This window comes from Bdellovibrio sp. (assembly GCF_047637665.1).
Lineage (GTDB): Bacteria > Bdellovibrionota > Bdellovibrionia > Bdellovibrionales > Bdellovibrionaceae > Bdellovibrio.
This window is the reverse complement of record NZ_JBLJBT010000019.1, coordinates 132067-155846: the sequence shown is the minus strand read 5'-3', so window position 1 is coordinate 155846 and position 23780 is coordinate 132067. Positions and strand designations below refer to the sequence as shown.

At 47.3% G+C, this 23780-nt stretch carries 25 protein-coding genes; 18 read left to right on the top strand and 7 right to left on the bottom strand.

What is annotated here, in order from left to right; translation table 11 throughout:
- Positions 1-23: 23 nt before the first annotated feature.
- The 3 genes from ACM64D_RS06210 to ACM64D_RS06200 form a co-directional block, all read right to left on the bottom strand.
- Positions 24-683 carry a YggS family pyridoxal phosphate-dependent enzyme gene (locus ACM64D_RS06210; protein ID WP_415062328.1) on the bottom strand — a complete coding sequence of 220 codons (660 nt, stop codon included), beginning with the start codon at positions 681-683 and terminating at the stop codon, positions 24-26.
- A 7-nt stretch (positions 684-690) separates the two neighbouring features.
- A complete protein-coding gene (locus ACM64D_RS06205) occupies positions 691-1554 on the bottom strand; it encodes a polysaccharide deacetylase family protein (RefSeq protein WP_415062327.1) in 864 nt (287 codons plus the stop codon).
- Positions 1555-1662: 108 nt separating this feature from the next.
- Entirely contained in the window at positions 1663-2241 is a 579-nt protein-coding gene (locus ACM64D_RS06200; protein WP_415062326.1) for a Maf family protein, read from the bottom strand.
- A gap of 28 nt (positions 2242-2269) precedes the next feature.
- Between ACM64D_RS06200 and ACM64D_RS06195 the strand changes: the two genes are divergently transcribed.
- From ACM64D_RS06195 to ACM64D_RS06170, 6 genes are read left to right on the top strand one after another with little or no spacing between them, the layout of a single operon-like run.
- Entirely contained in the window at positions 2270-3175 is a 906-nt protein-coding gene (locus tag ACM64D_RS06195) for a type II secretion system F family protein (protein ID WP_415062325.1), read from the top strand.
- 3 nt (positions 3176-3178) lie between these two features.
- Entirely contained in the window at positions 3179-3529 is a 351-nt protein-coding gene (locus ACM64D_RS06190) for a DUF192 domain-containing protein (RefSeq protein WP_415062324.1), read from the top strand.
- A complete protein-coding gene (locus tag ACM64D_RS06185; RefSeq protein ID WP_415062323.1) occupies positions 3516-5174 on the top strand; it encodes an FHA domain-containing protein in 1659 nt (552 codons plus the stop codon). The genes ACM64D_RS06190 and ACM64D_RS06185 overlap by 14 nt, the downstream gene beginning before the upstream one ends.
- The gene (locus tag ACM64D_RS06180; protein ID WP_415062322.1) at positions 5174-6322 is read left to right on the top strand and encodes an FHA domain-containing protein; all 1149 of its coding nucleotides are present in this window, start codon (positions 5174-5176) and stop codon (positions 6320-6322) included. The genes ACM64D_RS06185 and ACM64D_RS06180 overlap by 1 nt, the downstream gene beginning before the upstream one ends.
- Positions 6322-8352, top strand: coding sequence for an FHA domain-containing protein (locus ACM64D_RS06175; protein ID WP_415062321.1), 2031 nt, complete (start codon positions 6322-6324; stop codon positions 8350-8352). Before ACM64D_RS06180 ends, ACM64D_RS06175 begins: the two co-directional genes overlap by 1 nt.
- Before the next feature lies 1 nt (position 8353).
- Complete coding sequence (locus ACM64D_RS06170) at positions 8354-9043, top strand: hypothetical protein (protein ID WP_415062320.1); 690 nt, start codon at positions 8354-8356, stop codon at positions 9041-9043.
- Here the strand turns inward: ACM64D_RS06170 and ACM64D_RS06165 are convergent.
- Positions 9040-10851: a sulfatase-like hydrolase/transferase gene (locus ACM64D_RS06165; RefSeq protein ID WP_415062319.1), complete on the bottom strand. Its 1812-nt coding sequence runs from the start codon at positions 10849-10851 to the stop codon at positions 9040-9042. The two genes, ACM64D_RS06170 and ACM64D_RS06165, sit on opposite strands and share 4 nt — an antisense overlap.
- Positions 10852-10928: 77 nt before the next feature.
- Between ACM64D_RS06165 and ACM64D_RS06160 the strand changes: the two genes are divergently transcribed.
- Both ACM64D_RS06160 and ACM64D_RS06155 read left to right on the top strand, forming a co-directional pair.
- Positions 10929-11558: a MotA/TolQ/ExbB proton channel family protein gene (locus ACM64D_RS06160; RefSeq protein ID WP_415062318.1), complete on the top strand. Its 630-nt coding sequence runs from the start codon at positions 10929-10931 to the stop codon at positions 11556-11558.
- Between the two features lie 3 nt (positions 11559-11561).
- Positions 11562-11969, top strand: a complete 408-nt coding sequence (locus ACM64D_RS06155) for an ExbD/TolR family protein (protein ID WP_415062317.1) — start codon at positions 11562-11564, stop codon at positions 11967-11969.
- 30 nt (positions 11970-11999) lie between these two features.
- Here ACM64D_RS06155 and ACM64D_RS06150 read toward each other — a convergent pair whose 3' ends face one another.
- Complete coding sequence (locus ACM64D_RS06150) at positions 12000-13115, bottom strand: hypothetical protein (RefSeq protein WP_415062316.1); 1116 nt, start codon at positions 13113-13115, stop codon at positions 12000-12002.
- A gap of 139 nt (positions 13116-13254) precedes the next feature.
- Between ACM64D_RS06150 and ACM64D_RS06145 the strand changes: the two genes are divergently transcribed.
- The 6 genes from ACM64D_RS06145 (at position 13255) to ACM64D_RS06120 (ending at position 18992) form a co-directional block, all read left to right on the top strand.
- On the top strand, positions 13255-13758 hold the full coding sequence (locus tag ACM64D_RS06145) for a hypothetical protein (protein ID WP_415062315.1): 504 nt from the start codon (positions 13255-13257) through the stop codon (positions 13756-13758).
- A gap of 110 nt (positions 13759-13868) precedes the next feature.
- Complete coding sequence (locus ACM64D_RS06140; RefSeq protein WP_415062314.1) at positions 13869-14552, top strand: diacylglycerol/polyprenol kinase family protein; 684 nt, start codon at positions 13869-13871, stop codon at positions 14550-14552.
- An 84-nt stretch (positions 14553-14636) separates the two neighbouring features.
- Positions 14637-15500, top strand: a complete 864-nt coding sequence (gene pssA / locus ACM64D_RS06135; protein WP_415062313.1) for a CDP-diacylglycerol--serine O-phosphatidyltransferase — start codon at positions 14637-14639, stop codon at positions 15498-15500.
- The gene (locus ACM64D_RS06130) at positions 15484-16494 is read left to right on the top strand and encodes an aspartate-semialdehyde dehydrogenase (RefSeq protein ID WP_415062312.1); all 1011 of its coding nucleotides are present in this window, start codon (positions 15484-15486) and stop codon (positions 16492-16494) included. The genes pssA and ACM64D_RS06130 overlap by 17 nt, the downstream gene beginning before the upstream one ends.
- 75 nt (positions 16495-16569) lie before the next feature.
- Complete coding sequence (locus ACM64D_RS06125; RefSeq protein ID WP_415062311.1) at positions 16570-17940, top strand: CFI-box-CTERM domain-containing protein; 1371 nt, start codon at positions 16570-16572, stop codon at positions 17938-17940.
- Positions 17937-18992, top strand: a complete 1056-nt coding sequence (locus ACM64D_RS06120; protein ID WP_415062310.1) for a hypothetical protein — start codon at positions 17937-17939, stop codon at positions 18990-18992. Before ACM64D_RS06125 ends, ACM64D_RS06120 begins: the two co-directional genes overlap by 4 nt.
- On the opposite strand, the gene ACM64D_RS06115 is transcribed toward ACM64D_RS06120, so the two are convergent.
- Positions 18989-19249, bottom strand: a complete 261-nt coding sequence (locus tag ACM64D_RS06115) for a hypothetical protein (RefSeq protein ID WP_415062309.1) — start codon at positions 19247-19249, stop codon at positions 18989-18991. The genes ACM64D_RS06120 and ACM64D_RS06115 overlap by 4 nt on opposite strands.
- Before the next feature lie 80 nt (positions 19250-19329).
- Here ACM64D_RS06115 and truA point away from each other — a divergent pair, with 80 nt between their 5' ends.
- From truA to rpsI, 3 genes are all read left to right on the top strand, one after another.
- A complete protein-coding gene (gene truA / locus ACM64D_RS06110) occupies positions 19330-20217 on the top strand; it encodes a tRNA pseudouridine(38-40) synthase TruA (protein ID WP_415062308.1) in 888 nt (295 codons plus the stop codon).
- 111 nt (positions 20218-20328) lie between these two features.
- Positions 20329-20772: a 50S ribosomal protein L13 gene (rplM, locus tag ACM64D_RS06105; RefSeq protein WP_415062307.1), complete on the top strand. Its 444-nt coding sequence runs from the start codon at positions 20329-20331 to the stop codon at positions 20770-20772.
- Positions 20773-20785: 13 nt separating this feature from the next.
- Complete coding sequence (rpsI, locus tag ACM64D_RS06100; RefSeq protein ID WP_374077435.1) at positions 20786-21184, top strand: 30S ribosomal protein S9; 399 nt, start codon at positions 20786-20788, stop codon at positions 21182-21184.
- Between the two features lie 154 nt (positions 21185-21338).
- On the opposite strand, the gene ACM64D_RS06095 is transcribed toward rpsI, so the two are convergent.
- Positions 21339-21725, bottom strand: a complete 387-nt coding sequence (locus tag ACM64D_RS06095; protein ID WP_415062306.1) for a hypothetical protein — start codon at positions 21723-21725, stop codon at positions 21339-21341.
- A 226-nt stretch (positions 21726-21951) separates the two neighbouring features.
- On the opposite strand from ACM64D_RS06095, the gene ACM64D_RS06090 reads away from it, so the two are divergent.
- Complete coding sequence (locus ACM64D_RS06090) at positions 21952-23772, top strand: hypothetical protein (protein WP_415062305.1); 1821 nt, start codon at positions 21952-21954, stop codon at positions 23770-23772.
- Positions 23773-23780 lie beyond the last annotated feature (8 nt).

Sequence of the window (23780 nt, the reverse complement as noted above, 5' to 3'; positions counted from 1 at the left end):
CGTTTTCTGCGCCTAAGAATATCCTACCTTTTGACAGGGCGTTCGCCAAATAAAATAGTCCCAAGACGCACAATGGTTGCGCCTTCTTCGATCGCAACTTTGAAATCATGGCTCGTGCCCATTGACAGCTCAGTCAGTGGGTGAAGGGCCACGTCTACATCGGAGCGAAGTGTGTCGCGCAGTTCGCGGAGTTCCCTAAAGTACAGACGCACCTCGTGCCCTTCTTCGGTTAATGGCGGCATGGTCATTAATCCCAAAATATGAAGATGGGGGAGCTTCGTCAATTGAGGCCAAGCTTTGAGAAGGCCGTCTTTATCGAAACCGCCTTTGCTTTCTTCTGCTGCTAAGTTCACTTGAATAAGGATGTTCTGCTCAACACCCTTGAGACCACAATGGCGGCTGAGGGCTTCGGCCAAATCAATAGAGTCGACGGAGTGAATGAGCGCGAAACGGCCCACAACAAATTTCGCTTTATTTTTTTGAAGGTGACCGATGAGATGCCATTGGATATCCGAAAGGTCTTGGAGATGTTCTAACTTCTCAAGGGCTTCTTGGACGTAGTTTTCCCCAAAAAGTCGTTGGCCTTCTTGATAGAGCTCACGGATTTTGTGTTCAGGCTGCAATTTGGAAACAGCCAAAACCTGAGCGGGAGCACAATTTTGAACAATTGTTTTTAGGTCCATGAAAAACCTATTTTTTGTTAAGACGCGGGAAGATATTTAAATCATCAAGAGAGACGAAGCGGTAATTCGCGTCCTCCAACAAAGTCAAAAGGCGATCCAAGCTATCGGCCGTGTTTTGATGGATGTCATGCATAAGCAGAACACCTCCTTGGGTCTTTTGTACCTCGCGCAGGACATATCCCGCATAATCATTCCGCAAACTTTCAGGGGCCATGCAAGTCTGATTTTCTTTATCACTCACTTTACCGTCCGCGTAGGCCCAATCACAAGTGTCGATGTCCCAGCCGACAATGTGATATCCCAAAGAGCTGATCAGATCGTTGGCATTGCAAGTGGAATTGCCATAGGGATAGCGGAAGAAAGTAGGGACGTTGAACTGACGAAGTAATTTATCCGTGCTTTCGACTTCGCTTTCGGTTTTGGCAGAGCTGAGATCGTGAAAGTTGGGATGACTGTAAGAGTGATTTCCAAGATGGTGACCTTCATCCAAAATTCGTTGCAGCAGAGCTTCGTGGCCCTTTATTTTTCCACCTAAGACAAAGAACGTCGCCTTGGCATTATGCGCCTTGAGGACATCAAGAATCTTCGGTGTTGTTACAGCGTTCGGTCCGTCATCAAAAGTCAAAGCGATGGTGCCCCGAGTGACGGAATCGGGGACTTGAATGGCGTATTTGCACTGGTTGCGTGGTTTAAAGATATCAAAAAGGCCCCATTGGTTCATATTTTCACGCACACGACGGGCACCGAATTCTGTTTGTCTTTCGATGAGTTCTTGCTCGGTGGGAAGCTGAGATGCATCCTCATTCTGGGCATACGAGAGCGTTGAAATGAAACTAAAAATAGAAACGGCTGCGAGCAAAGAACTTTTCACTGGGAAACCTCCGGGGGTTCTTCAAACGAAGGCACTTTACCTGAGATTTGTCGCGAATACCTAAAGGTTCGCGAGTGACAACAAAATGGACAGTAGAATTTTCAAGAGCTAGGGCAGTTCCGCTAAGAGCTGGCGGACCACGGCGATGGGCAGACCCACGACATTGTCATAGGGACCCTCGAAGCGATCGACAAACTGGCGCCCTAAACCTTGGATGCCATAGGCTCCGGCCTTGTCCATGGGTTCACCCGTGTCTATGTAGGTCCAGATTTCCTCATCACTTAATTTTTTAAAGTGGATCTGGGTCGTCTCAACCTGAGACACCTCTTTGTGGGTGGTGCTGTCGATGATGCAGACAGCAGTCTTCACTTCATGAAAATTTCCAGACAAGAGTCGTAGAATTCGATAGGCATCCTCGCGATTTTGGGGTTTTCCCAGGGGGCCCCCACCAAAGATGACCTCCGTATCTGCGGAAAGAACACGAAAGGGGCCCTTTCTGCTAGACTTAAGTTGGTCAAAGGCGGCGCGGGCTTTGCGTTGGGCGATATCTAAAATCTGAGCGTTTACATTCAGGTTTTTGTTAGGAATTTCCGATACTTTAACTGGAACCACGTCAAAGTTAAAACCGGCTTCTTTGAGAAGCTCGCGACGGCGTGGGGACTCGGATGCCAGAACAAGTGGTGTCATGAGGATACTTGAACACAAAGAGGCAAAAATGGGAAGTGCAGAATTAATGCTCATTCTAGGTCTGCTGCTCGCGGGAGTGGCGGTGTTCCTTTTTGTCAGCTCCATCTTTGCTAGCAATACGGACAAACAACAACTTTCTTGGGCTAATAACGATGAGCCTGTGAAATCAAAAAATGCCGTTATCAATTTTTCGCGCCCGCTAGTGCATCAATTCACTTTGCAACACGCCATGAAGATACGTAGTGAGGGGTATCGCAAAAGAGTCAAAAAGTACATTCTCACCTCGGGCCTGTCGGCTGAGTTGAATGAAGATGAATTTATCGGATTACAACTTTTATGGGGAGTGATGTTCCCGATCTTTTTGTTGATCATGAACTTCTCATTGCAGTTGGGTCTTTCGCCTGTGATGGTTCTGGGAATGGGCCTGATCGGCTTTTATCTTCCGCAAATTCACGCTAAAGGAGAGAAAAAACGTCGCGAGCTGTCTGTGCGTTCGGACCTGCCGTTTTTTATCGATCTTTTGGCTTTATCCGTGGAAGCGGGGTTGGACTTTTTCTCGGCGATTCAAAAGATCGTGGATAAAGCCCAAGGCGGCGAAAGCGTTTTGGCGGACGAGTTCGGAACAGTTCTTAAAGATATTAAAATCGGTGCATCGAAGACGCAGGCTTTAAAGGACATGGCGGCTCGCCTGGATATGAATGAGATCACAAGTTTTGTGGCGGTCTTGGTCGACGCGGAAACAACCGGGGCGAGTATCGCGCAAGTGCTGAAGGATCAATCGGTGCAAATGCGTCTTGAGCGTTTTGTGCGCGCGGAAAAAGCCGGTGCGCGGGCCTCACAGGCGATCTTGATTCCTTTGATGATATTTATTTTACCTGCGGTGTTCCTCATAGTTTTTGGACCGGTCGCAGTTTCGTTTATGTACGGGAAGTAAAGAATGATGGCAGCGTTGATGAACAAAACGACAAACCAAATGTTGATTCCACAGTTAGAAGTGGCTCGAACTTTTTGGTCCCGAGGCAAGGGGCTTTTGGGCCGTTCATTTTTGCCAACGGAAGAGGCTTTGTGGATTCATCGTTGTAACAGTATTCATACTTTCTTTATGAAGTTTTCGATCGATTGCGTATTTGTAGATAAAAATTTGCAGGTCAAGGCCATCTATCAGGATGTGCGTCCTTGGCGTTTGATTCCGCCAGTGTGGGGGGCAAGCTCAGTGATTGAGATGGCCTCGGGTTCAGTGAATAAAATTAAAATCAATGTGGGAGATCAGCTTTATGTGGGCGCTTAGGGTTTTAACCGGCCCTCAGGCCGGACAAATGATAGAGCTGAAGATGGGGAAAAACCTGATTGGACGAGCTCCGCAATGTGATATCAAGCTGGTCAGTCCGGGAGTTTCCAAAGAACATACGGAGATTGCGGTTTATAAAGACAAAATTGTGATCACGGATTTGCGCTCCAGCAATGGGACGTATCTCAATGGAATTCGTATTCAGAACGGAATTATGCGCTTAGGCGACAAGCTGGGCGTCCATGATATTCTCGTGGATGTTATTCCCGCTCCCGACATGAGGGCGCAAGTGCCACGGCAGCATACCGGAACCGGAGTCCCTGCTCCGATGCCATATTACGGAGGAGCTGCTCCGCAAATGCCACCGCAACAGATGCCGATGGGGGGGATGCCTCATGGGATGCCTCAGCCCATGGCGGCGGGTATGCCAGGTGCTGCGCCGGCGCATGCGCCCGCGTTTCAGCAGGGTGGTCTTAAAGGTTTGCTAGATAAAGCTCACGATTATTTGGATCGTGTGGCTTTGCCGGGAGTTTATAAACTTCCTCAGTTCGTTGAACTGAAGATGGTGCTTTTGGGTTTTGTGGTTCTTTTCATTTTCTCAACAACCTTGCTGTCGATGATTCCGATGGTGGCCATTACCAGAGCCAGTATTATCAACGAAAGTAAACGACGAGCGGCTTCCATTGCGCGAACCGTGGCGACGATCAATCAAGCGGCCCTTTTGCAAAATAGCTATTCATCTTTAAGTACGAACGCCGCCGAAGCGGAAGACGGTGTGAAACAAGTTTTAATTGTTCAACAGTCCGACGGGATGATCTTAGCGCCGGCTTCGCGAGCGGGAACAACGCCGGATTTGCCGTTTGTGCATGGGGCTCGTCGGGAAATGCGTCCTCAGGCTGTTGAAGTGGACTCTTCCACGATCGGCGCAAGCTTTCCCATTGGTCTGTTTGACCCGAATACGGGGGAGCAATCCGTGAAAGCTCACGCGATTGTGCTTTATGATATTGGCAGTTTGGCATTTGATGATGGGCGCGCGATCAGTTTGTTTATGCAAACTTTGGTGATCGCGTCTTTGATTGGTTTGTTGATCTATTTCTTTATGTACAAGCTGATTGAATACCCTTTGGTGATTCTGAATAAGCAGCTCGACGCCGCGATGAGAGAAAAGAAAGACAACACGGAGGTGAACTTTATGTTCCCACCGCTGCAGGCTCTTATTGGCAATATCAATAGCTTGCTGAGCCGCTATATTCATGGTGACGGAGATAGTGGAGCACCGGGGGCTGCGGGCTTTGTGAATAAAGACGGTGAAGCTGAAAACTTGGTTCAGATCATTGGCTTTCCGTGTATTACGATTTCAGGCGAGGGACGTATTATCGCCTGCAATCCGGCATTTACTCAGGTGGCGCGAGCGGATGTGGGGCAGTTGCACGGGCAGCTCTTCAAGGCCATTCCAGACGTGGCTTTGCAGCAAAATATTGAAGGACTTTTGGTCAAAGCACGGGATAACTCGCGTATGATTCATACGGATCAGCTTGAGTTCAGTGGACATCTTTGTATCTTGAGCTGTCAGGCGATGTCGTCCGACGGACAGCATATCGACTATTTTGTCATAACAGTTTCACCTGCCGAGGGAGGATCTTAATGAGTGCTGCCCCGCAAGTGAAAGACTCTGCCAAATTTGCTATCGAGATCGTAAAAGGTCCTCATCAAGGACTTAAAATGAGTTTCTCGAAGTCCTCTGTTTCGATCGGGCGTGGTCCTGAGAACGACATTGTGTTGTCCAGTGATCCTCGTGTCAGCCGTCAACATGCTGAAATCAAACTGCGCGGCAGTGCGGAGTTTGTGATCGTCAATTTGAGTCAGAAGAATTATATTTTGGTCAATGGCCAAAGTGTTCAGTCCGAACTTCTTACGAATGAATCGGTGATTCAAATTGGTGACTCAGAAATTCGTTTCCACGTGGAGTTGCCTGCAGCGGTGACAGCGCCAACTCCGGCAGCAAATCCGCTGGGGGGATTTACTCCATCCATTCCGGTATCGACTCCAGCATCAGCGCCGACACCGGCGTTTACGCCACCCGCTCAGCCGCCTGCTTTCCAACAGCCTCGTCCGATGCCGACGATGCCTCCTCCATCAATGCCTCCGGCTCAGCCAATGGCGGGAGCTTATGGAGGATACCAGCCGCCACTTTCTCAGGGACCTTCTGCAACGATGGGAGGAGCAGTCGGGCCTTCCGGCGGCCTTTTGCAAAATCCGAAGGCGAGATTTTATGGAATCATTGGAATTCTTGTTTTGGGGGGATGGTTTTTATTTTCTCCTTCGAATAAGAAAAATGCGAAGGATCCAAATGCGATTCGAACTTCGGTTATTTCCATGCAAGACGTGGCGGATGCGGAAAAACGTTCACAGGAACTTTTGACCATCAAAAAAGAGAAATACGACTCAATTCAATATCGTCGGGCACAAGAAAACTTCATTAAAGGCTTCCGTGACTTCCAACAGGGACAGTATGCGCGAGCTCGTGAAGCTTTTCAGGTGGTTTTGAATTTAGATCCTGACAACGAGCTGGCAAAGAGGTACTTTCATTTATCAAAGATTAAATTTGATGAGCTTGTAAAATTCAACATGATTCAAGGCAACCGCTACAGAGAGAAAAAGAATTGGAGAATGTGTCAGTCGAACTACTCCAATGTGATGACCATGCTACAACACCGCAAAGACGATCCAAGTTATAAAGAAGCAAAACAGTTTTATGAAGAGTGTACTTTGAATTTGGAGGGTAGATTCTAATGGCCCGCCTCAGAGTTCGCTTAAGAGGAAAACCTGTTTACGATCTCACCTTGTCAGAGGATCGTACCTATATTGCGGGTCGCAAAGAGGATAGTGATATCGTCTTGCAGCCTGAAAAAGGGATTTCCCGCGAACATTTTAAAGTGTACTTTGCAAATGGGGCATGGAATGTGGAAGTGATCTCTCGCTATGGAGAGGTCGTTTATAATGGAGAACAGGTTCAGCAGTTCACCTTAGATCACGGCAGTCAGTTTGCCATTCCTCCCTATGAGTTTGACTTCCTGAATACTTCGGCAGAGGCTTCGATGCCACAAACCTCTGAAGAGTCACCTCATCTTCCGGCTGTTGCGGGAGCGGACTCGTCAGAGGGGTTTGATGGAAGCGAAGAGAAAACCGTTATCGGTGCGTCGCCCACCACGCCCTATATAAAAATTGTTGATACTCAGAATGAAACTCAAGAGATGCTTCGTCTGGATGCGGGCGATTCTTGGGTGGCGGGGAGAGACTCTTCTTGTCATATTCAAATTCGCGATCAAAGAGTCAGTCGACGTCAATTTGAAATTCGTCGTGCAGGTTCTCAATTTGTTATTATTGATTTGGGCAGTGTGAATGGAACTTTGCTGAACGGAACTCCGATTTCAGCCTCCGAACCGACCCCCATTAAAAGTGGTGACGCTATCAGTGTGCTCACCAATTATCTCTATTTTGAATTGCACGATTCAAGTTTTCAAAGTCGTTTGGAGTTGGTGAATGTCCAGCCTCCTAATCCTTTGGTGCCGATGGGCTCAGAGGCCTTGCCAATGGAGTACCAGCAACAACCCTCCCATGAGTTGATGCCTTATCAAGGCGGTATGGCGCCAATGCCCTATCAGCCACAGATGCAGTACCCGGCTGTAGGAACAGTCCCGATGCCGGGGGGCCCTCTTCCTACAGAAGCCAAAAAATTCGATTTTCAAAAGAATCGACCTAAAATTATTGTCGGGGCGGTGGTGCTTTTGGCGCTCGCTTACTTCTTTAGTGGCAGTAATAATGAGCTCCCTCCTCCGAATCCAGGAGCTCTCGTGGGTCCGGGTTCTCCGCAAGAGGCATTTTTAAAATTGAAACCTGAACAGCAGGCCCTGGTTCGACAACGCTACAAAGATGCTAAAAATCTTTATATGCAAGGCAAGTATCAGCTTGCCCAGGACGAGATTGTGAAGATTCAGGAAGTAGTTCCTGATTACGAAGACATTAAAGAGATCGAACGTCTTTCTAAAGAGGCCATTTTCATTCAAGAGCAGCAACGTCGTCAGGAAGAAATTGAAAAGGCAAAAATAGAGACGGAAGAAAAGATTCAAAAGCAGGCGACCGAATGCCAAAAGAAGATCAATCCCTCGATCACCGTGGCTGATTTGGAAGAGTGTTTGAGCCCGGTCCTTCAGTTCAATCCCGAACATCCGCGGATCTTGGAGTTGAAAGCCCAGGTCGAGCATATCAACGCCCAACGTGAAGCCAAGGATGCGGAAAGAGCTGTTTATCAATCACAGGTCGCAAAACTTCGTGCGCTGTATGATCGTGCCCAACAAGTGCATAAATCGGGAAAACCTCTGGATGCTATTGCCGCTTATGAAAAAGTGATGGAATCCAAGCTTCCGGATCCCAATGGTTTCAAAAGTCAGTCGCAAAGAAATATTGCATCGATTCGTCAGATGATGAACTCGAAGACAGCAACACTCCAAAGCGAAGCCGAAAAGTATTACCAGTCTCAGAATCTGAAGGGAGCGATCATGGCTCTTAGAAAAGCTCGCGCCATGGATCCGACCAACCCGGATCTTCCCGAGCGGATTGAGCGGTACACCGTTGAGTTACGTAAACAAATGATGTCTATCTATCAAGAGGGAATTCTTGAAGAAAGCTTTGGAAACGTCGACGGTGGGGAGTCCAAGTCCGGAGCCAAAGATAAATGGAGAAAAATTCTGGAGCTCGATGTTCCGGATGGGGAATATTACAAAAAGGCTTACATTAAGCTGAAAAAATACGGAGCCTTATAAAGTGAGACTTCAAGAGAGATCCTACAGCACGAAGATTTTACGTCCTAAGCCTTCGATCTACCGCGAGGAGGACGGATCCCTCATTGTTGTGGCAACTTCTTGGGGGCAACCCGAGCATGCCCAGAGGGCGATGGACGAAGTGATCAAGTATGTGAGTTCGGCAAAGTCCGATGTGGAGGTCACTTCTCCTTTTGAATTTCTGAGCTGTCTTTCTGACGAAGTGAACTATGTCAGAACGGGGACGCTGATCGCCAATGATATTCTTTATCGTGGTGAAAACAAGATGGAGTATTTTTCCGGGGTTGAGCTTTTGGCGCTATTTCGACGGGGTCCCCAAGTGGCTTGGGCCCAGGTCGGATGTCCCAGCCTTTTTATTCAGAGAAAAAATCAAAGTCTTCAGCCGCTTTCAATCGGCTTGGACCTATCTAGTGAATTGCGGGGAGCCGGTGAAATTCTTCCCCCCTTGCCAGCACAGCTTTTAGGGCTCGATCCGACCTGCTACGTTCAGTGTGGACATACCTATGTTAATGAAGGTGACCATTTGGTGCTTCTAGCGAGCACTTCTGTGGCGACGTCCCTGTGGTCGAAAGACTCTGAGGCCTTGGAGTTGGGATCTATCACGACACGCATGATCCAGGAAGATCCCGAATCTCCTTTTTGGTTGGGAATTGTGGATCTCGAAGCCGACTAGTAGTCTTCGTTTTGCAGGGATTTATAGACTTGCGAACGGAGCTTACTATTTTCTGGAAGACTCAATGCCAACTCGGTCCGAGAGGGCGCAAAAATATTGTCGCGTGACGTGTCCCAAATCAATCCCGCCGCGATGTTGGCTCTTTGGATTTGCTGATCCAACATATAGTTTCTAAACGAACGTTCAAAACGTTTTTTTTGAGTGTCTTTGCTGAGTCCTCGGTCCTCGGCGCGCACCCAGTCAGTGAATTCTAAGAAGAGTGGATCCGCGCAGCTCTTAAGAGATTCGGTTTCAAGTTCTTTGCTGGTCAGAAGGAAGAAGCAGGGATCTTGAACCTTGGCATTTTTGGAGCCAAGATTTTTTTCAGCAACAAATTGCCAGACAGAGATTTTATTTTTAGCCCCAAGCTGTTTCAGCGTCTCCCAATCTTTTTGATTTAATGCAATCTGCGCGGTCCAATTCAAAAGATCCAGGCTGCGCGGCTGGGAGGCTAAAAGACGCTTTAAGTCCTTTAAAAGAAGGGTTTCCTGATCCATTCTCATCCAACGAGAAAAAGGCAGACTCATCTTCGTCGTCCACTCTGAATCTACGGGGGGAAAGGGCGGGAAGAGGCCCTTGGTCAGCAGAGATTGCAGTTTTTGTGTTGTCGGCAAAATACTTTCTTGTAGCAATGGCAAAGGATTCACTTCGAAGCGATCCACCAGAGTGTTATAAAGTAAGGGCTTTTCATCGTTAACCAAAAGAACATGATTTGAAATTCCAGCGGTTCGCAGAGGACCGGCTTTGCGCCAAAGCGCCCATCCCGACTCAATCAGCAAAGGCGTGCTGTCGGACCAGGAGGCGGTGGGACTTTTTAAAACCTCAAGAAGCGAGTGCGTGGGGAAAGCGCCTGAAGTCGTATCAACCAGGCTTTCTCCTAAGAGTTCAAAAAGGGTTCGTCCCACGTCGACCAGGCTGACATTTTGATCGATCTTCCAGTTGATGGCTTCATCGCGTTTCTTTTTTTGTGAGGGCTTTATGAATAAGGCAACTTGAGTGTTTTCTCCGTGCAGATTCAAGGGGGACAGTTCTCGATAGCGATCGTTCGTGGTGTGACCATTGAGGCCCACCAGAAGAACTGTCGTGTTGTCCCAACGCTTGGCCGTTTTTAAGCTGTGGAAAAGTTCAAAGAGGCTTTCATCTAATTCATCCAGCTGACTTTCAAAACTGAGATTTCGAGTTTCGCCAAGGTCCGTCACTGTTTCGGTGGTGGTGAAGAGGAGATCGGGAACATAAATCACACTGAAAAAAGCATCATTGTCGACATCGTGTTTGAGCCATTGCAAAAAGGCATCTGCATTTTTCTTGAAGGGGCGAAACAAACCACTGAAGGACGGGATGATATTGTCTTCAAAGAGTTCGAACCCCTGATTGAGTCCGCTTCGTCTGAAAACCGGTGCTCCGCCAGAGAAAAAACTGGTACGATAGTCTTGCTTAATCGCAAGTTCAGAGGCCAATTCAAATTCAGCAGCTAGGCCTGGGGCTCCGTTATGGCGAATTTTATGTTGATAGGGATAAAGTCCAGTAAGAACAGAAGCCAGGGCGGGCACGGTGAGGGTCGAAGGCGTGAAAGCATGAGTAAAGCGAACGGACTCATTGCAAAGCAATTGAAAACCGGACCTTTCCCCTTCTTCCTGACTGCAGCTTATATCTGTGCTGGTCAATTCGTCCACAGCGATAACTAAGACTGATTTTCTATCGTTTGTCTTGCACGAAAGCTGGACCAAGCTCAGGAGTGTTATAAGAAGACTTAAAATGATTTTCCGCATACCTTGACCAGATGTAATGGTTTTAGAGATAATGAATCAATTACTTTGCTCAGTCAAAGATTTGGAGGAAATCACCCATGCTCACGGAAAAAATATTTGCAGTCGCGCACCTGGCAGATCAGGTTATCTTATGGATTCTACTTATTCTCAGCGTGATGAGCATCGGGATGATCTTAGAGCGTTATTTTTCTTTGAAAAAGATTTCTGCGGAATCACAAAGAGTGCGTTCTCGCATCAAGTTGGCTTTGCAAAGCAACAGCCTTGAGGATGTGGAAGATCTTGCTAAAGATCCAAACTCCATTGAAGGACGCGCAGCGGGTTATGCGTTGAAGCACATGAGAGAATCTGGAAGCAAAGGTTTGGAACAAATTTTTAATACGTTTGCTTTGACTGAACGTCCTGAGCTGGAAAGATTTTTGGGATTCTTGGCGACTGTAGGTTCCAACGCTCCTTATATAGGACTTTTTGGAACAGTATTGGGTATTATGAAAGCCTTCAACGATTTGGCGACAGCTCCAGAGGCGGGTCAACAGACGGTGATGGCGGGGATTTCAATGGCCCTTGTTGCTACGGCGGCGGGTCTTTTCGTGGCAATCCCAGCCGTTGCCGCCTACAACTACTACAGCAAACAAGTCAAAGGCATCTTCCAAAATCTTGAGAGCGTTAAAGAGCTCTGCCTTGCTTATGCGAAGAAAAAAGGTGTGTAAACCATGGCATTTAATAATGGTGGTAACGATAACGAAGCCATCGCGGATATCAACGTAGTTCCGCTGGTGGATATCATTCTGGTGGTGTTGATCATTTTCATGGTCACCGCTCCGATGTTCATGAAGCCCACGATTAACGTGAATCTTCCCAAAGCCGCAAGTGGAGACCAAACCGCACCAAGCAAACTCAATATTGCGTTAACGGCGGATGGTCGTATTAATCTCAACGGCTCTTTCGTCAACGAAGAAGATGTTAAGTTGAAAGCATCCGACGAAGTCACGAAGAATGCCGAGGTTCAAGCGATCATTTCGGCGGACAAGGATGTTCCTCACGGTAAAGTGGTGGGAGTCCTGGATATCGTGAAGGGTGCTGGGGTGAAAAAATTCGCGATCAGCATCGATAAGAAATAGAAATGAAAAAGGGCTCCCAAAGAGCCCTTTTTAGTATCCGCTGTTTTGTTGTTCCGGCGGCACATAGTTGGGGTCTTTTTCCCACGCGCACGTATTAGATACAAACTTTAACTTTTTATTGCGACATTCAAAGGTCAAAGTGCCTTTGTAGTTATAGCCATAGCCATCATTGTATTTTTGCGAGTTATTATAATACCAATAATCCGTAGGGAATCCGGGATTGGGCTGTGGGGTATGAATGCGCGGCACGGTCGTGCGGCAACTCATCCAAGTTTTTTGCAAATACTGAAGGGCTGATGGCACCGAATAAGTCGAGAGCCCCACCCAGCTGGCATTGGGATAAAGAAAATTGTAGATGTCGAAGGAAGAGTGCAAAAGAAACTTTCCTTTGGGGCCATCAAAGTACTCGCCAAAATATCCATAAGCCGTGTCGTAACTGGCAACAGTGTAGGTGAAATAAGACCCGGTAACACAGCCCACAGCGGGTTCCAAGATGCTGACTCGAGCCAGAGAACTTTGGATGCTTTGGCCTTTGCCGTCTTTCACGACCACATAGTAGGTCCCCTCTTTGCCGTAGGAACTCGCGTTGTCCATATAGGAAGAGTAGTTTCCGAAGCCACCATTAATGGCTTTGCTGTCTTTGTACCATTGGAAGGTGTAAGGGCCGTCTCCTCCCGCAATAGTGACATCCAACTGAAAGTCGGCTTTTTCTAGAACACTGACGCCTTGGGGCTGCTTCGTAATTCGGAAGGTGGTGTTTTTGGGGTCGTCGTTGCCACCTGTGCTCACTCCGCCGCCGCTGCCGCCTCCTGACGAAGAGCCGCCACCACCCACGGCGATGCCGCCGCCGGAGGATCCAGTGTTACCGCCAGAGCCTCCTGCAGAAACGGAACCTCCGCCAGAACTGCCGCCGATATTTACTCCGCTTGAGTTGCCGTTGCCAGGGCGAGAAGACCAGATAGAACCTTGGTCGGTACTGGTCGAGGGACTAGAAGTGGACCCTTCGTTAGAGCAGTTTGAATTATTGTCAGAGCAAGAGGCATTTTGGGGGGCGCAGTTTTGAAAACTCAAAATAGTCAGCGCCATGATCAAAAGACCAGAGAAAAGGCGGAAATTTCGAATCTTTTTGAGAATACGCCCGTTCATCAAGTAACTTTCCCCCTAATTACTAGACTTAGATACGGATGAAATGTGGAAAAACTTAAGCAAAAAGCTTCACCCGGGCAGATTATCTCAGATTGACACAGCTAAAGTCTGGCTCTGTTCCTCCGATGAAGCATGAAGTATGTTTAAACGGCAACCCACAGACACTCAGTTCATCTTTTTGACGTTGATGTTGGTTCTCTTAATGGGAATTCCAACCTTTCAAACGTTGACCCAAAAAGAAGAGGTCTCAGACGTGCAGGTCGCCGCAGAGTCTCCACCCCTTACAACAAAGCGCAGTCCTTCAAGTCTTCCGGCAAGCGTCGTGGATGTGAAGCCCGCACTTCAGCAATTCACCGCTTATGATTTAAGTTGCGCGAAGAAGAGTGCCTCTGAATTAACAGTGTCAGGTCCTTATGTGCAATTTCAGGGGCGTAACTGTCTTAAGAATTTTAAGTCAGGAGATGTGGAGATCGTGAACAAGAGCAACGGGTACACGGCCTCCATCTTCAGTAGCGGATCTGATAAATATCAAACAGACCTCATTCAATTGCAGCAGGGCGAGAACGAAATTGCGATTCGTTATCGCGAAAGCTCAGGAAAACCTGTTGAAGTCGTGGTTCGAGTTCATTCCTCTAAGATTTAACATAGATATATCAATGCCTTAATGCGACTCGCTAGAGTAGTATCAATTAAATTGATCTTCTTTTCTCCAGCCTTTAAGTTTAGCCGGCATAACGCATTTTGCGGACAGATGTGGCTGGATTTGAATTGATGATTATTGAAGGAATAGCTCAACCTGTGGACTTAAAGAAGCGCTCGGACATTCATTATGCTCGAAAGATTTGGCATATGTCAGGGGTCTTTACGATGTTCCTTGCTTATGTCTATCTTCCTCCGGCTGTGTCCATGACAATTCTTGTGGTCTCATGGTGTCTTTTTGTTCCTTTCGATTTTTTGCGTCAAAGAAATCCTGCGCTGAATGATTGGGCTGTGCATGCGTTTAAGCCCATCATGCGTCAGAGTGAAGTGAAGAGACTGGCGGGAACAACCTTCCTGCTTTCGGGTGTTTTGCTTGTTGATATTTTATTTCCTCGTCCGGTCGTTGCTTTGACTTTGTTGTTCTTGGCTTTTGCTGATCCCATTGCAAGTTATTTTGGGATCCTCTATGGCAAAGATAAGATCTTTGGGCACAAATCCATTCAAGGATTTATGGCGGCGTTCTTTGTTTGCGCGGCGGTCACGTTTTTCTTCTTGCTATATCATAATTATTTAATGGATCGCCTTATTGTGGTGAGTCTTTTTGCGGGTCTTGTTGGCGCTTTCGCAGAGCTTATTCCTATCGGAAAGCTGGATGACAATCTGACTCTTCCTGTGATGAGTGCTATTGGCCTCACCATCTTGTTTTATTTCTTTGGTTTTTTTGCCAATGTCGGCTAATGTTGCCTTGCCATATCATACATAAATGGCTGCCTCTGCGTGTGTCTCGGCCGAGCTGTTTATGAGATGGCAAGTGGAGACCAAATGGCAATAGAACACCATGATCATTTAGATAAAATTGATTCCGAAGATGCCAGAGCACAACGCTTGGCAATGTATATCTACATTCTTCCCAACCTGATGACGACCGGAAATCTATTTTCTGGATTCTTTGCGGTTATTCAAACCATCAAAGGCAATTACCTTTATGCGGCTTATGCGATTGTTGTCGCGGCGGTCTTTGACCAACTTGATGGTCGTTTGGCTCGCTTAACTCGCTCGACAAGTAAGTTCGGAGCTGAGTATGACTCTCTTTGTGACCTGGTCAGCTTCGGTATGGCTCCGGGAGTTTTATTGTTCCTTTGGGCTTTGCAGCCGTTTGGTCGTTTGGGCTGGGTGGCTTGTTTTCTTTTTGTAGCCTGTGGAGCTCTTCGTCTGGCGCGTTTCAACGTTCAAGCCAATGTCGTCGAGAAAAACTATTTCCAAGGTCTTCCCATTCCAATGGCTGCGGGTATTGTGGCGTCGTCTGTTTTGGCGTTCCAGGATCTTGAGCTTGAACCTATGGGGAACTATGGTCTTCTGATCATGACCATCTTGTTGGCGTTGGTGATGGTGAGTAACTTTCGATTCCGCAGCTTTAAAGATTTGGATTTAAAAGAACGTTTGCCATTCCGTTACCTTATTTTGGGGGTCGGCTTATTGGTGATCGTGGCTCTTCGTCCAGAAGTCATGCTCTTTGTTCTCTTTATGGGTTACGCCGCTTTGGGCGCTGTTTTTGGGGTCTTTAAACTTGGCAAAAATATTCGTAAGATTAAGCCCAGTGTATACGCTCCAGCACACACGCATGAGAGCGATCTAGTCCTCGAAGAAGAGGAAGAAGAGACAAAGAAAGATGAAAAGAAAACTTAAAGTCGGAGTTGTCGGAGCGACCGGCATGGTCGGTCAAACTTTCATGAACATTCTTGAAGAGCGCCGTTTTCCCATTGAGGAGCTGCGCCCTTTTGCTTCCGAGAACTCTTTAGGCAAAAAGATCGAGCTTCAAGGCCACGCTTGGCCTGTGCAAGTTTTAAAAGACGGATGCTTCGACGGACTTGATCTGGTGTTTTTTTCTTCCGGCGATGATATTTCGAAGGAATGGGCTCCCAAGGCGGTTCAAGCTGGGGCTTTTGCTGTGGATAATTCAGCGGCCTTCCGCATGGATCCTCAGACTGTTCTGGTGGTTCCCGAGGTGAATGGGGACCTTGTAAATAAAAATTCCAAACCACAGATTATTGCCAATCCCAACTGTTCAACGATTCAGTTGGTGGTGGCCTTAAAACCCTTGTTGGATAAATTCGGTTTGGAAGAGGTGCGTGTCAGCACCTATCAAGCTGTGAGTGGTGCTGGACAAGGGGGCTACGACGAGCTTATCGAGCAGACCTCTGATCATAAAAATGCTCAGCTTCAACCAAAGACATTCCCTCATACGATTCTATTTAACTGCATTCCTCAGATTGGCTCGTTCAATGATGACGGCTTCTGCAGTGAAGAGGTGAAGATCATGAACGAGACGCGAAAAATTTTGGCTCAGGACAAGCTGAAAGTTTCTGCGTTCACGGTGCGTATTCCGGCCCTCAATGCTCATAGTGAATCGGTGTGGGTGACTTTGAATAAGGAAGTCAGTCGCGAAGAAATGCTTGCTGCTTTGTCTGGCTTTGAAGGCATCGTTGTGCAAGATGAACCCAAGAAAGGTGTTTATCCTTTGGCTCGCGATGTTTCGGGAAAGGATCCCGTTTATGTGGGACGCATTCACCGAGATCCCGAAAATCCAAAAATGTGGCTGATGTGGGTTGTTTCCGATAATATCCGCAAGGGTGCCGCATTGAACGGCATTCAAATCGCCGAGAAAATCTTTTTTAACTAAAACAGAAAAGGGTTCTGTGTTCGCCGCTCCCTCTGACAAAGGTCCGGAGCAGTTCCATTTTTTGACATCCGGACCTTGGCATGGTTCGATGAGATGATGAGTCTTTGGAACCTTTTAGCCACGACTGTGTTGTTATTTTGTTCGCTTCAAGCTGAAGCAACGATGACTTTGATTTCCATCTCAGGGGATTCGGCTCAGGATCTTTCCACGGCGACAAAGCCGGTTATTTATGGAGGCTTCACCGCAGGGTGTGTAGGAGATGGCACCAGCACCTGTGATAGCTGTACCGGAGCAGATAATTCTGGCTCGAAGCTTTGGACCTGCAATAAACGAAATGCCTACCCCAGTTTGCCCGTGATCGTTCGGCTTCAGTCGACAAATACGGGGGCTAGTGCGGCGAACGCGTTTGTTAAAATCAATGACAATAAGATTTCTTTGAATACGGCTCAGACATTTGCAGATGGTATTCTAAATACTCAGATTACGTGGGGAGAAATCTGTAATGCTTTTGGTAAAAGCACCGACTGTTCAGGCGGAAGTTTTGCCGGAGACATGACGATCGGTCTTGATGTTTCTAGTGGAGGCTCCACCACCTCGGACTCCATGACTTTTAAAATTGCCGGTCGGGTCGCTGCCACAGACGGCAGTGATTGGTTCTATACTGATTGCAATACCGCAGATGCCACCGGGAATATTGGTTTTTGTCATTTTGAAGTTTTTCCGGGGGATGGGAAGATATATGCCGACAACCTTGTCGTAGCACCAGGCTATCCGGCTTCTCCTTCTTCGGGCATTGAATACACCAATGTGGCGTTTTTCTATGAAGAACAACTTTCAGGGGAAGACGATAATACAACTTTGGCAAGATTGAGTAATGCTTCGGGATATTTCTCTGTCGGTGTTAATAAAGCCGCAAGTCCCCCGGTTGCAGACAACCGAATCACAGGTCTTTCCAACAACGTCCGTTACTGCATGGTGATGGCAAATCAAGACGCGACGGGGATTATTTCTTATTTTACACCACTCCCTGGGGTTTCGGGTTCTCCGGTTACGGCGGCCGAACTTTGTACAACACCCACGGAAGTGATTGGCCTTCTTGATGACAAACACTGTTTTATTGCGACGGCGGCCTTTGGCAGCGACATGGCGCCTGAGGTGCAAAGCTTTCGTGAATTTCGTAATAAATTTTTGCTCAGTAATTCATTGGGGAAAGCGTTTGTTAAATTCTATTATAAGCACAGCCCCTATTATGCGCATTTGATTGCGGAAAGTGAAGTTGCCAAGACCGCGGTGCGAGTGACTTTGTGGCCGCTCCTGCTTTTTGCGCGCATGAGCATGGCTTTTGGCTTTTGGCTGACCCTGCTGATTCTTTCTTTAGGAACTTTGTCGACTTTCGAGATCTATCGTCGCTTGGTGATGGGAAAAAACTTTCGAGGTGAGTTGTGAGACCTTGGCATAAATACGTCGTCGTGTTGCTGGCCTCTTTGTCTTTTCATATTTCCTGGGCGCAAGATGTTGAATCCGCTCCTCAAGAGCCCCCGTTCGTCCAAGAGGAAAATGAATTCGAGGCTCCAGCGGAAGACAGTGATCTTCTCAGCATCGAAGATGAGATTCAAAATACGGAGCCTGAGCAGAAGAAGGCCACCGTGGATCTCAACCAACAACCAGCCGAGGACAGCAAGAAGTTGGAAGAAGAGTTATCCTTGGAAGAAGAGGCCACCCCCGTTGTGGAGGCTCCGCCGCCTCCTGCGCCAAAGCCGATGTCCTCTGAGGGCGGAGTGGCTCGCTCTGCGAAGGGTGGAGTGGAGTACATTCATCATCCGCAGGCGGCCCAAGGGTTGCTGGCGATCACTAAAGATGGCTCCTACATCTATAAGACAAAAGAAACCGGAGAGTTTAATAAAACGGGTTCTTTCCGAATGGGGATGATGGATCCTCCCAAGATTGTGGCGGCGGATGGAACGACCTTTGACATGATGTACTCTTCAGGGCAACAGCCTGTTTTTATGTTTGATTATGAATGGCAGCCCTTCACAGGCTACGGAAAGTTGGGCGTGCAGGCCGGTTTCGGCTTGTTGGTAGCTAATGGTAACGGCCGTTTTGCTTCCAGCGATCCCACGATCAACGGTCAACAAGCGAAAGAGAAGTACACTTTTTTAGCGGTCCCTTTAAGCGCGGGCGTTGTTTATCGCCTTGAGTGGTTGCGCCGCCAGTGGTTTGCGCCTTATGTGGCTGGTGGTGGAACTTATGTCGCTGTCGCTGAATTTCGCGATGACGGAAAAACTCCGTCAGGAGTAGGAACTCCGGGAGCATATGGTTCCGCGGGAATGCTTTTTAATGTTTCGGCAGTGGATCGCGAAACCGCATTCACTTTAAGTTCAGAATACGGAATCGCTAATTTATGGGTATCGGTGGATTATCGGTATCTCCAGACCTTCAACGAAGATCTGGATTTTAGCTCCAGCATCATTGGTGCTGGCATTGTCGTCGACTACTAATTTTTTTCTACGCAAGCTGCAGTATAAATTGTTTTATGCAGACGGTGCATTTGGAATGTCTTGCAAGACAAGCCCTGGTCTGAACAGTTGGCGCGCTCATAAACAGAGCCGTCAGAATTTTGCATCATGACGCTGTTGTTTTCACACCAGCTGATAAAGTCGACAGTGAAGTCTTCAGATTGTGAACTGAGTCCATTTTCTTGAGCCATGGCGGGGCCAGCAACAACAAACAATAAAGCGGCGATAAGAGTTTTCATTTTTACTCCTTAGATGTTTTAAAAGATGCCATGAAGTACGCCCATCGTGAGGTCTCGTCAAGACACCCTGAAAAGACGATATGTCGAGAAGTTCGACAGGCCTGCGTCCTATCTACCTTTTTTGCACGATAGGAAGCAGGTACCTTGTCGGTACAGTGGGAAGCTGGTACCTTCCTGGCATGATGACGAAAGTGCGATTTACGGTGGCTTATGATGGCACCGGCTTCTGTGGTTGGCAGAAACAAAAGCAAGAAGATCAGATTTCAGTGGCCCATGTGATTGAGCGCGCCTTGGAGAAGGTCTTTGCCGAAAAGATCACCTTGTTCGCCTCAGGTCGAACGGATGCCGGGGTTCATGCCTTAAACCAAGTCTGCCACTTTTCTACGCATCGCAAGATTGATCCCGCCAAGAAATGGGATCTTTGCTGGGCCCTTAATGCCCATTTGCCACCGTCGATTGTCGTGAAAAAGGCGTGGATCGCCCCTGAGGACTTTCACGCCACGTTGTCGGCCACCCATAAAACCTATCGATATCTGATTTTGAATCGGCCTCGTCCTAGCGCTCACTTGAATCGCTATGCTGAGTGGGTGCGGATGCCGATTGATATCACTCACCTGCAAGAGAGTTCAAAAATTCTCTCGGGAAATCATGACTTTAAGAGCTTTCAGTCAGTCGGAACGCCTGTGAAAGATACGGTCCGCGAGATCTACCAGGCCGACTGGGAGTGGCGGCGACCGGAGGTTTTGCAGTTCACCGTGACCGGCAACGGCTTTTTAAAGCAGATGGTTCGTAATATCGTAGGAACCTCTTTGATGCTTGAAAGAAAAGGGCAAAAACCTAGTAAAATTAAAGAGATAATTGAGGCCCAAGATCGTCGTCAGGCGGGGCCCCCAGCTCCGGCTCAAGGGCTTTATCTGATGCGAGTTTATTATCCTCAGGACCTTGACAATAGGTGTATAGAACTTTAAAACATCCCTTCCCGCAAAATAGTGTAAGAGCCCGTTGTTAAACTCAAACAAAATTTTGCCGAATGCACAGACGGTAAAACTGATGCGTTCAAATGAAACTGGAGACCTATAATGAAAACTTTCAATGCAAAAGCAGATGAAGTTGAAAGAAAATGGTGGATCGTAGACGCTGCTGACCAAAAGGTCGGTCGTGTTGCGACAACTGTTGCAAACATCCTTCGTGGAAAGACCAAAGCTATCTTCACTCCGAACGTAGATACCGGCGACTTCGTTGTTGTTATCAACACGGACAAGATGGAGCTTTCTGGAACTAAGTGGGAAGACAAGAAGTACTATCGTCACTCTCGCTTCTTCGGTTCTATGAAAGAGATGACTGCAGCTCAAGCAAAAGAGAAAGATTCTACTTTCATCATGCACGAAGCTGTGCGCGGAATGCTTCCTACAAACAAGCTTTCTCGCCAAGTTATCATGAAAATGAAATCTTACCCTGGTGCTGAGCATCCTCATGCTGCTCAAAAGCCAGCTCTTTACACTCTACCTTCTAAAAAGAAGTAATCGGAGATAGACAATGGCAGCAGCAGAAAAATTCTATTATGCAACTGGAAGAAGAAAAACGAGCTCTGCGCGCGTTTTCTTGAAGCCTGGTAAAGGCACTATCACAATCAACGGAAAGAAATCTGATGATTACTTGAGCCGTATGCAATCACGCATGGTGATCGTACAGCCTCTTGATCTATTGGGCCAACTTGGCAAGTTCGACGCTAAAATCACTGTTTCTGGTGGTGGTGAGTCTGGACAAGCTGGTGCAATCCGTTTGGGTATCACTCGTGCTTTGATCGCTTTCAATGCAGAGTTCAAAGGAACTTTGAAGAAAGCTGGATTCGTTACACGTGATCCTCGTATGGTTGAGCGTAAGAAATACGGTAAAGCGGGTGCGCGCCGTAGATTCCAATACTCTAAACGTTAAAATCGATTTATCGATCGTTTGGATCTGGAAGAAAAAAGGGAGCTGGTTCAGCTCCCTTTTTTTATTTCCGAAATCCCTCGTGTCTTTTTAGGCATAAAAAAACCCGCAGTCTTTCGAACTGCGGGTTTTTCTTTTTCGAATTGAATCGAAAGAACTATTTGGTTGTGCAAACCAAGGGGTAAACGTTGCCTTTAGCAGCCAAAAGGCCACCGAAAGAACCATCAGCTTCTTTACCCAAGATCAAGAAGCCTGTGTTTTTGATCACGCCGTCTTCTTGAGTGGTGTTGTCAGTCAAAGCCAAAAGGTTGAAGAAACCACCTTTGATTTGAGCAGCAACAGTTCCTTTATCCATTTGAGAGAAAAACACCGTTTGGCTGCTCTTCTCGTTCAAAGAAACGATCACAAAGTCTACAGATTGGTCGTCTGCGAGGTCCACATTGAGAGAAACAGAGCTCTCAGGAACAGCGCATTTCAAAACAGTGGTGTCCGCCATAGCAGAAGAACCCATAAGAACTAGTGCAGCTACGATAAGCTTTTTCATTAAAACCTCCTCTAAGGTATCTAAGCGGAGGGAGGCTATGCCAGACCGGACCCGCAGGCAATTTAAATGCATCGCAATATCTCGGAACTGTGGCGGCAAAGGTCTCTTGGAATGGCCGCAATCGCAGCCTAGCACTTGGTCTGAGTCTTTGTGTTTTAACGGACAGAGGGCCGCGTCTTGGGCTATCCTCTTGTTAAGAATAAATCAAATTAGAAGGAACATTCCTGTGAAGATCTTTTTGGCATCATTGATTTGCAGCGCGTTTTGGTCAGTCACTTATGCTCAAAATTCCTCGGTGGAGGAAAAAAAACCAGATTCACCAGCGTCGCAAGGGACATCACAAAATGAATCTGAGTATCAAAGACCCTTGTTATTTGCCGTGACGGATGATGCCCTTAAAATCAAAAGCCCTCAGCTTGTCTACGATCTTAAGAAATCGGAAGGGGCAAAATTGGAGCTTGGGGGGGTGTCTTTTGACGACAACTCCTTGGCGGCAAAAATTGAAAATGGTTCTCTCAATTTTTCTTGGGACACCAATCTTATTTCGGGTGGAGAAATTTCAATTATCAATGAGCAGGGAAAAGAGCTTTGGAAGCACAAGGCGGAAGGGCGCGGTGCTTGGTCGTTCAAAGATCTGAAAGGGTCCTCAGCACCAGAGTGGAAAAATGGAGAGCACTTTCGCTTCTGCCTGCGCTCTGACTATGAGAGAGGTTATACCAGTCTTTGCACGAGAAGATACGGTATTGAGGTCAGCAATTCTGAGATGAAATTGGGACCTGCGAAATCAGAAGCCACAGCACGAGTGATCTTGCAAGGTGAAGAGAGAAAACTTCAAGGCGCCATTGATGTCACAGTCGGGGACCCCGTTCAGTTTTTGGCGACCTTGAAATCGGATGCGACTTATGAATTTGTGTCAGAGCCGGTAACGCCTGCTATTCGCGATGTGATTGAATCAGAACGAGCGGGATATGTGACTCTGACAGGCGAAGGGCCTCTTCCGCTGGGGATTGAGTCGAAAACTATTCCTGGAGTTCAGTACGGCAAAATTACACAGTTCTTTGGATTTGAACAAACCATCGGCGCTCCTCCTGATATGTGGCAAAGTGATTTTTCCCGCAAAGGGAATCTTCTCTTGCCGGGAAGATCTGGAGGGGTCTTTGTATATGCCCTTGAGGTAGGTAATCCTCCTCGGCAAAAAGACCGTCGTTATATTTCTAATAGAGCTATTACCGGGACCTATCTCGAAAAAGATCAAATGATGGTTCGTGACAGCGAAGGCAATTTGTCTACCTGGGAGTTTGCAGCTCCAGAAAAGCTCAAGATGAACACAATCTCCTTGGAGGTTCCTGGTGAAAAAGGAACTTACAAATCTTACTTAGAGATCTATCGGGGAGGCGCTCGGGAGGCCAGTCTGCGACTGACAGGAGTTGTTACCAGCAGTGGTGATTACGTGTTCCTGGGAGAAGGGCACGTTTCATGGTGGTTCAATGATTTGTTTGGATGGCAGAACTACTACCTTTCAAAACAAAGATGGGGCGTCAGCGCGAAGTACTTTAGCTCATTGACCAAACTGCCCGCTTCGAACTCCAGCGGAATGAATGAAGATGTGAATTTGAACGTGGCGCAAGCGGATCTTCGCTATCGTTTTAATCCAGGGCTTTGGGAAAAGGACGAAACTGTCGGAGCTATCTTGGCTTATGAATCTATGAGTTTGGGAACTGTCAGCGTCCCTAAGCTTGGGGTCGGGGCGTTCTGGGCGCGCTCTATGCCAAGAGCGATTGACTATTGGTTCAGTAAACTTCCGTTTTTTGATTATCCGAAATTTGTGGATATGGAGTTTATTAGCTACGTTTCGTCTTTGGACAGTGGCATTTCGCTAGGCTCTGATTACGTCTTAAACTTTCACGGAAAAGTTTTATGGACTCAGCGTATTTTTGGCGAAGCGGGGTTCGGCTTAAAGAACTACTACTTTGAAAAAAAGTCAGATGGCAGCGGAGCTAAGTTGACCACTTTCTTCGGAACAGTCGGACTGGGAGTGAATTTCTAGATTACTAA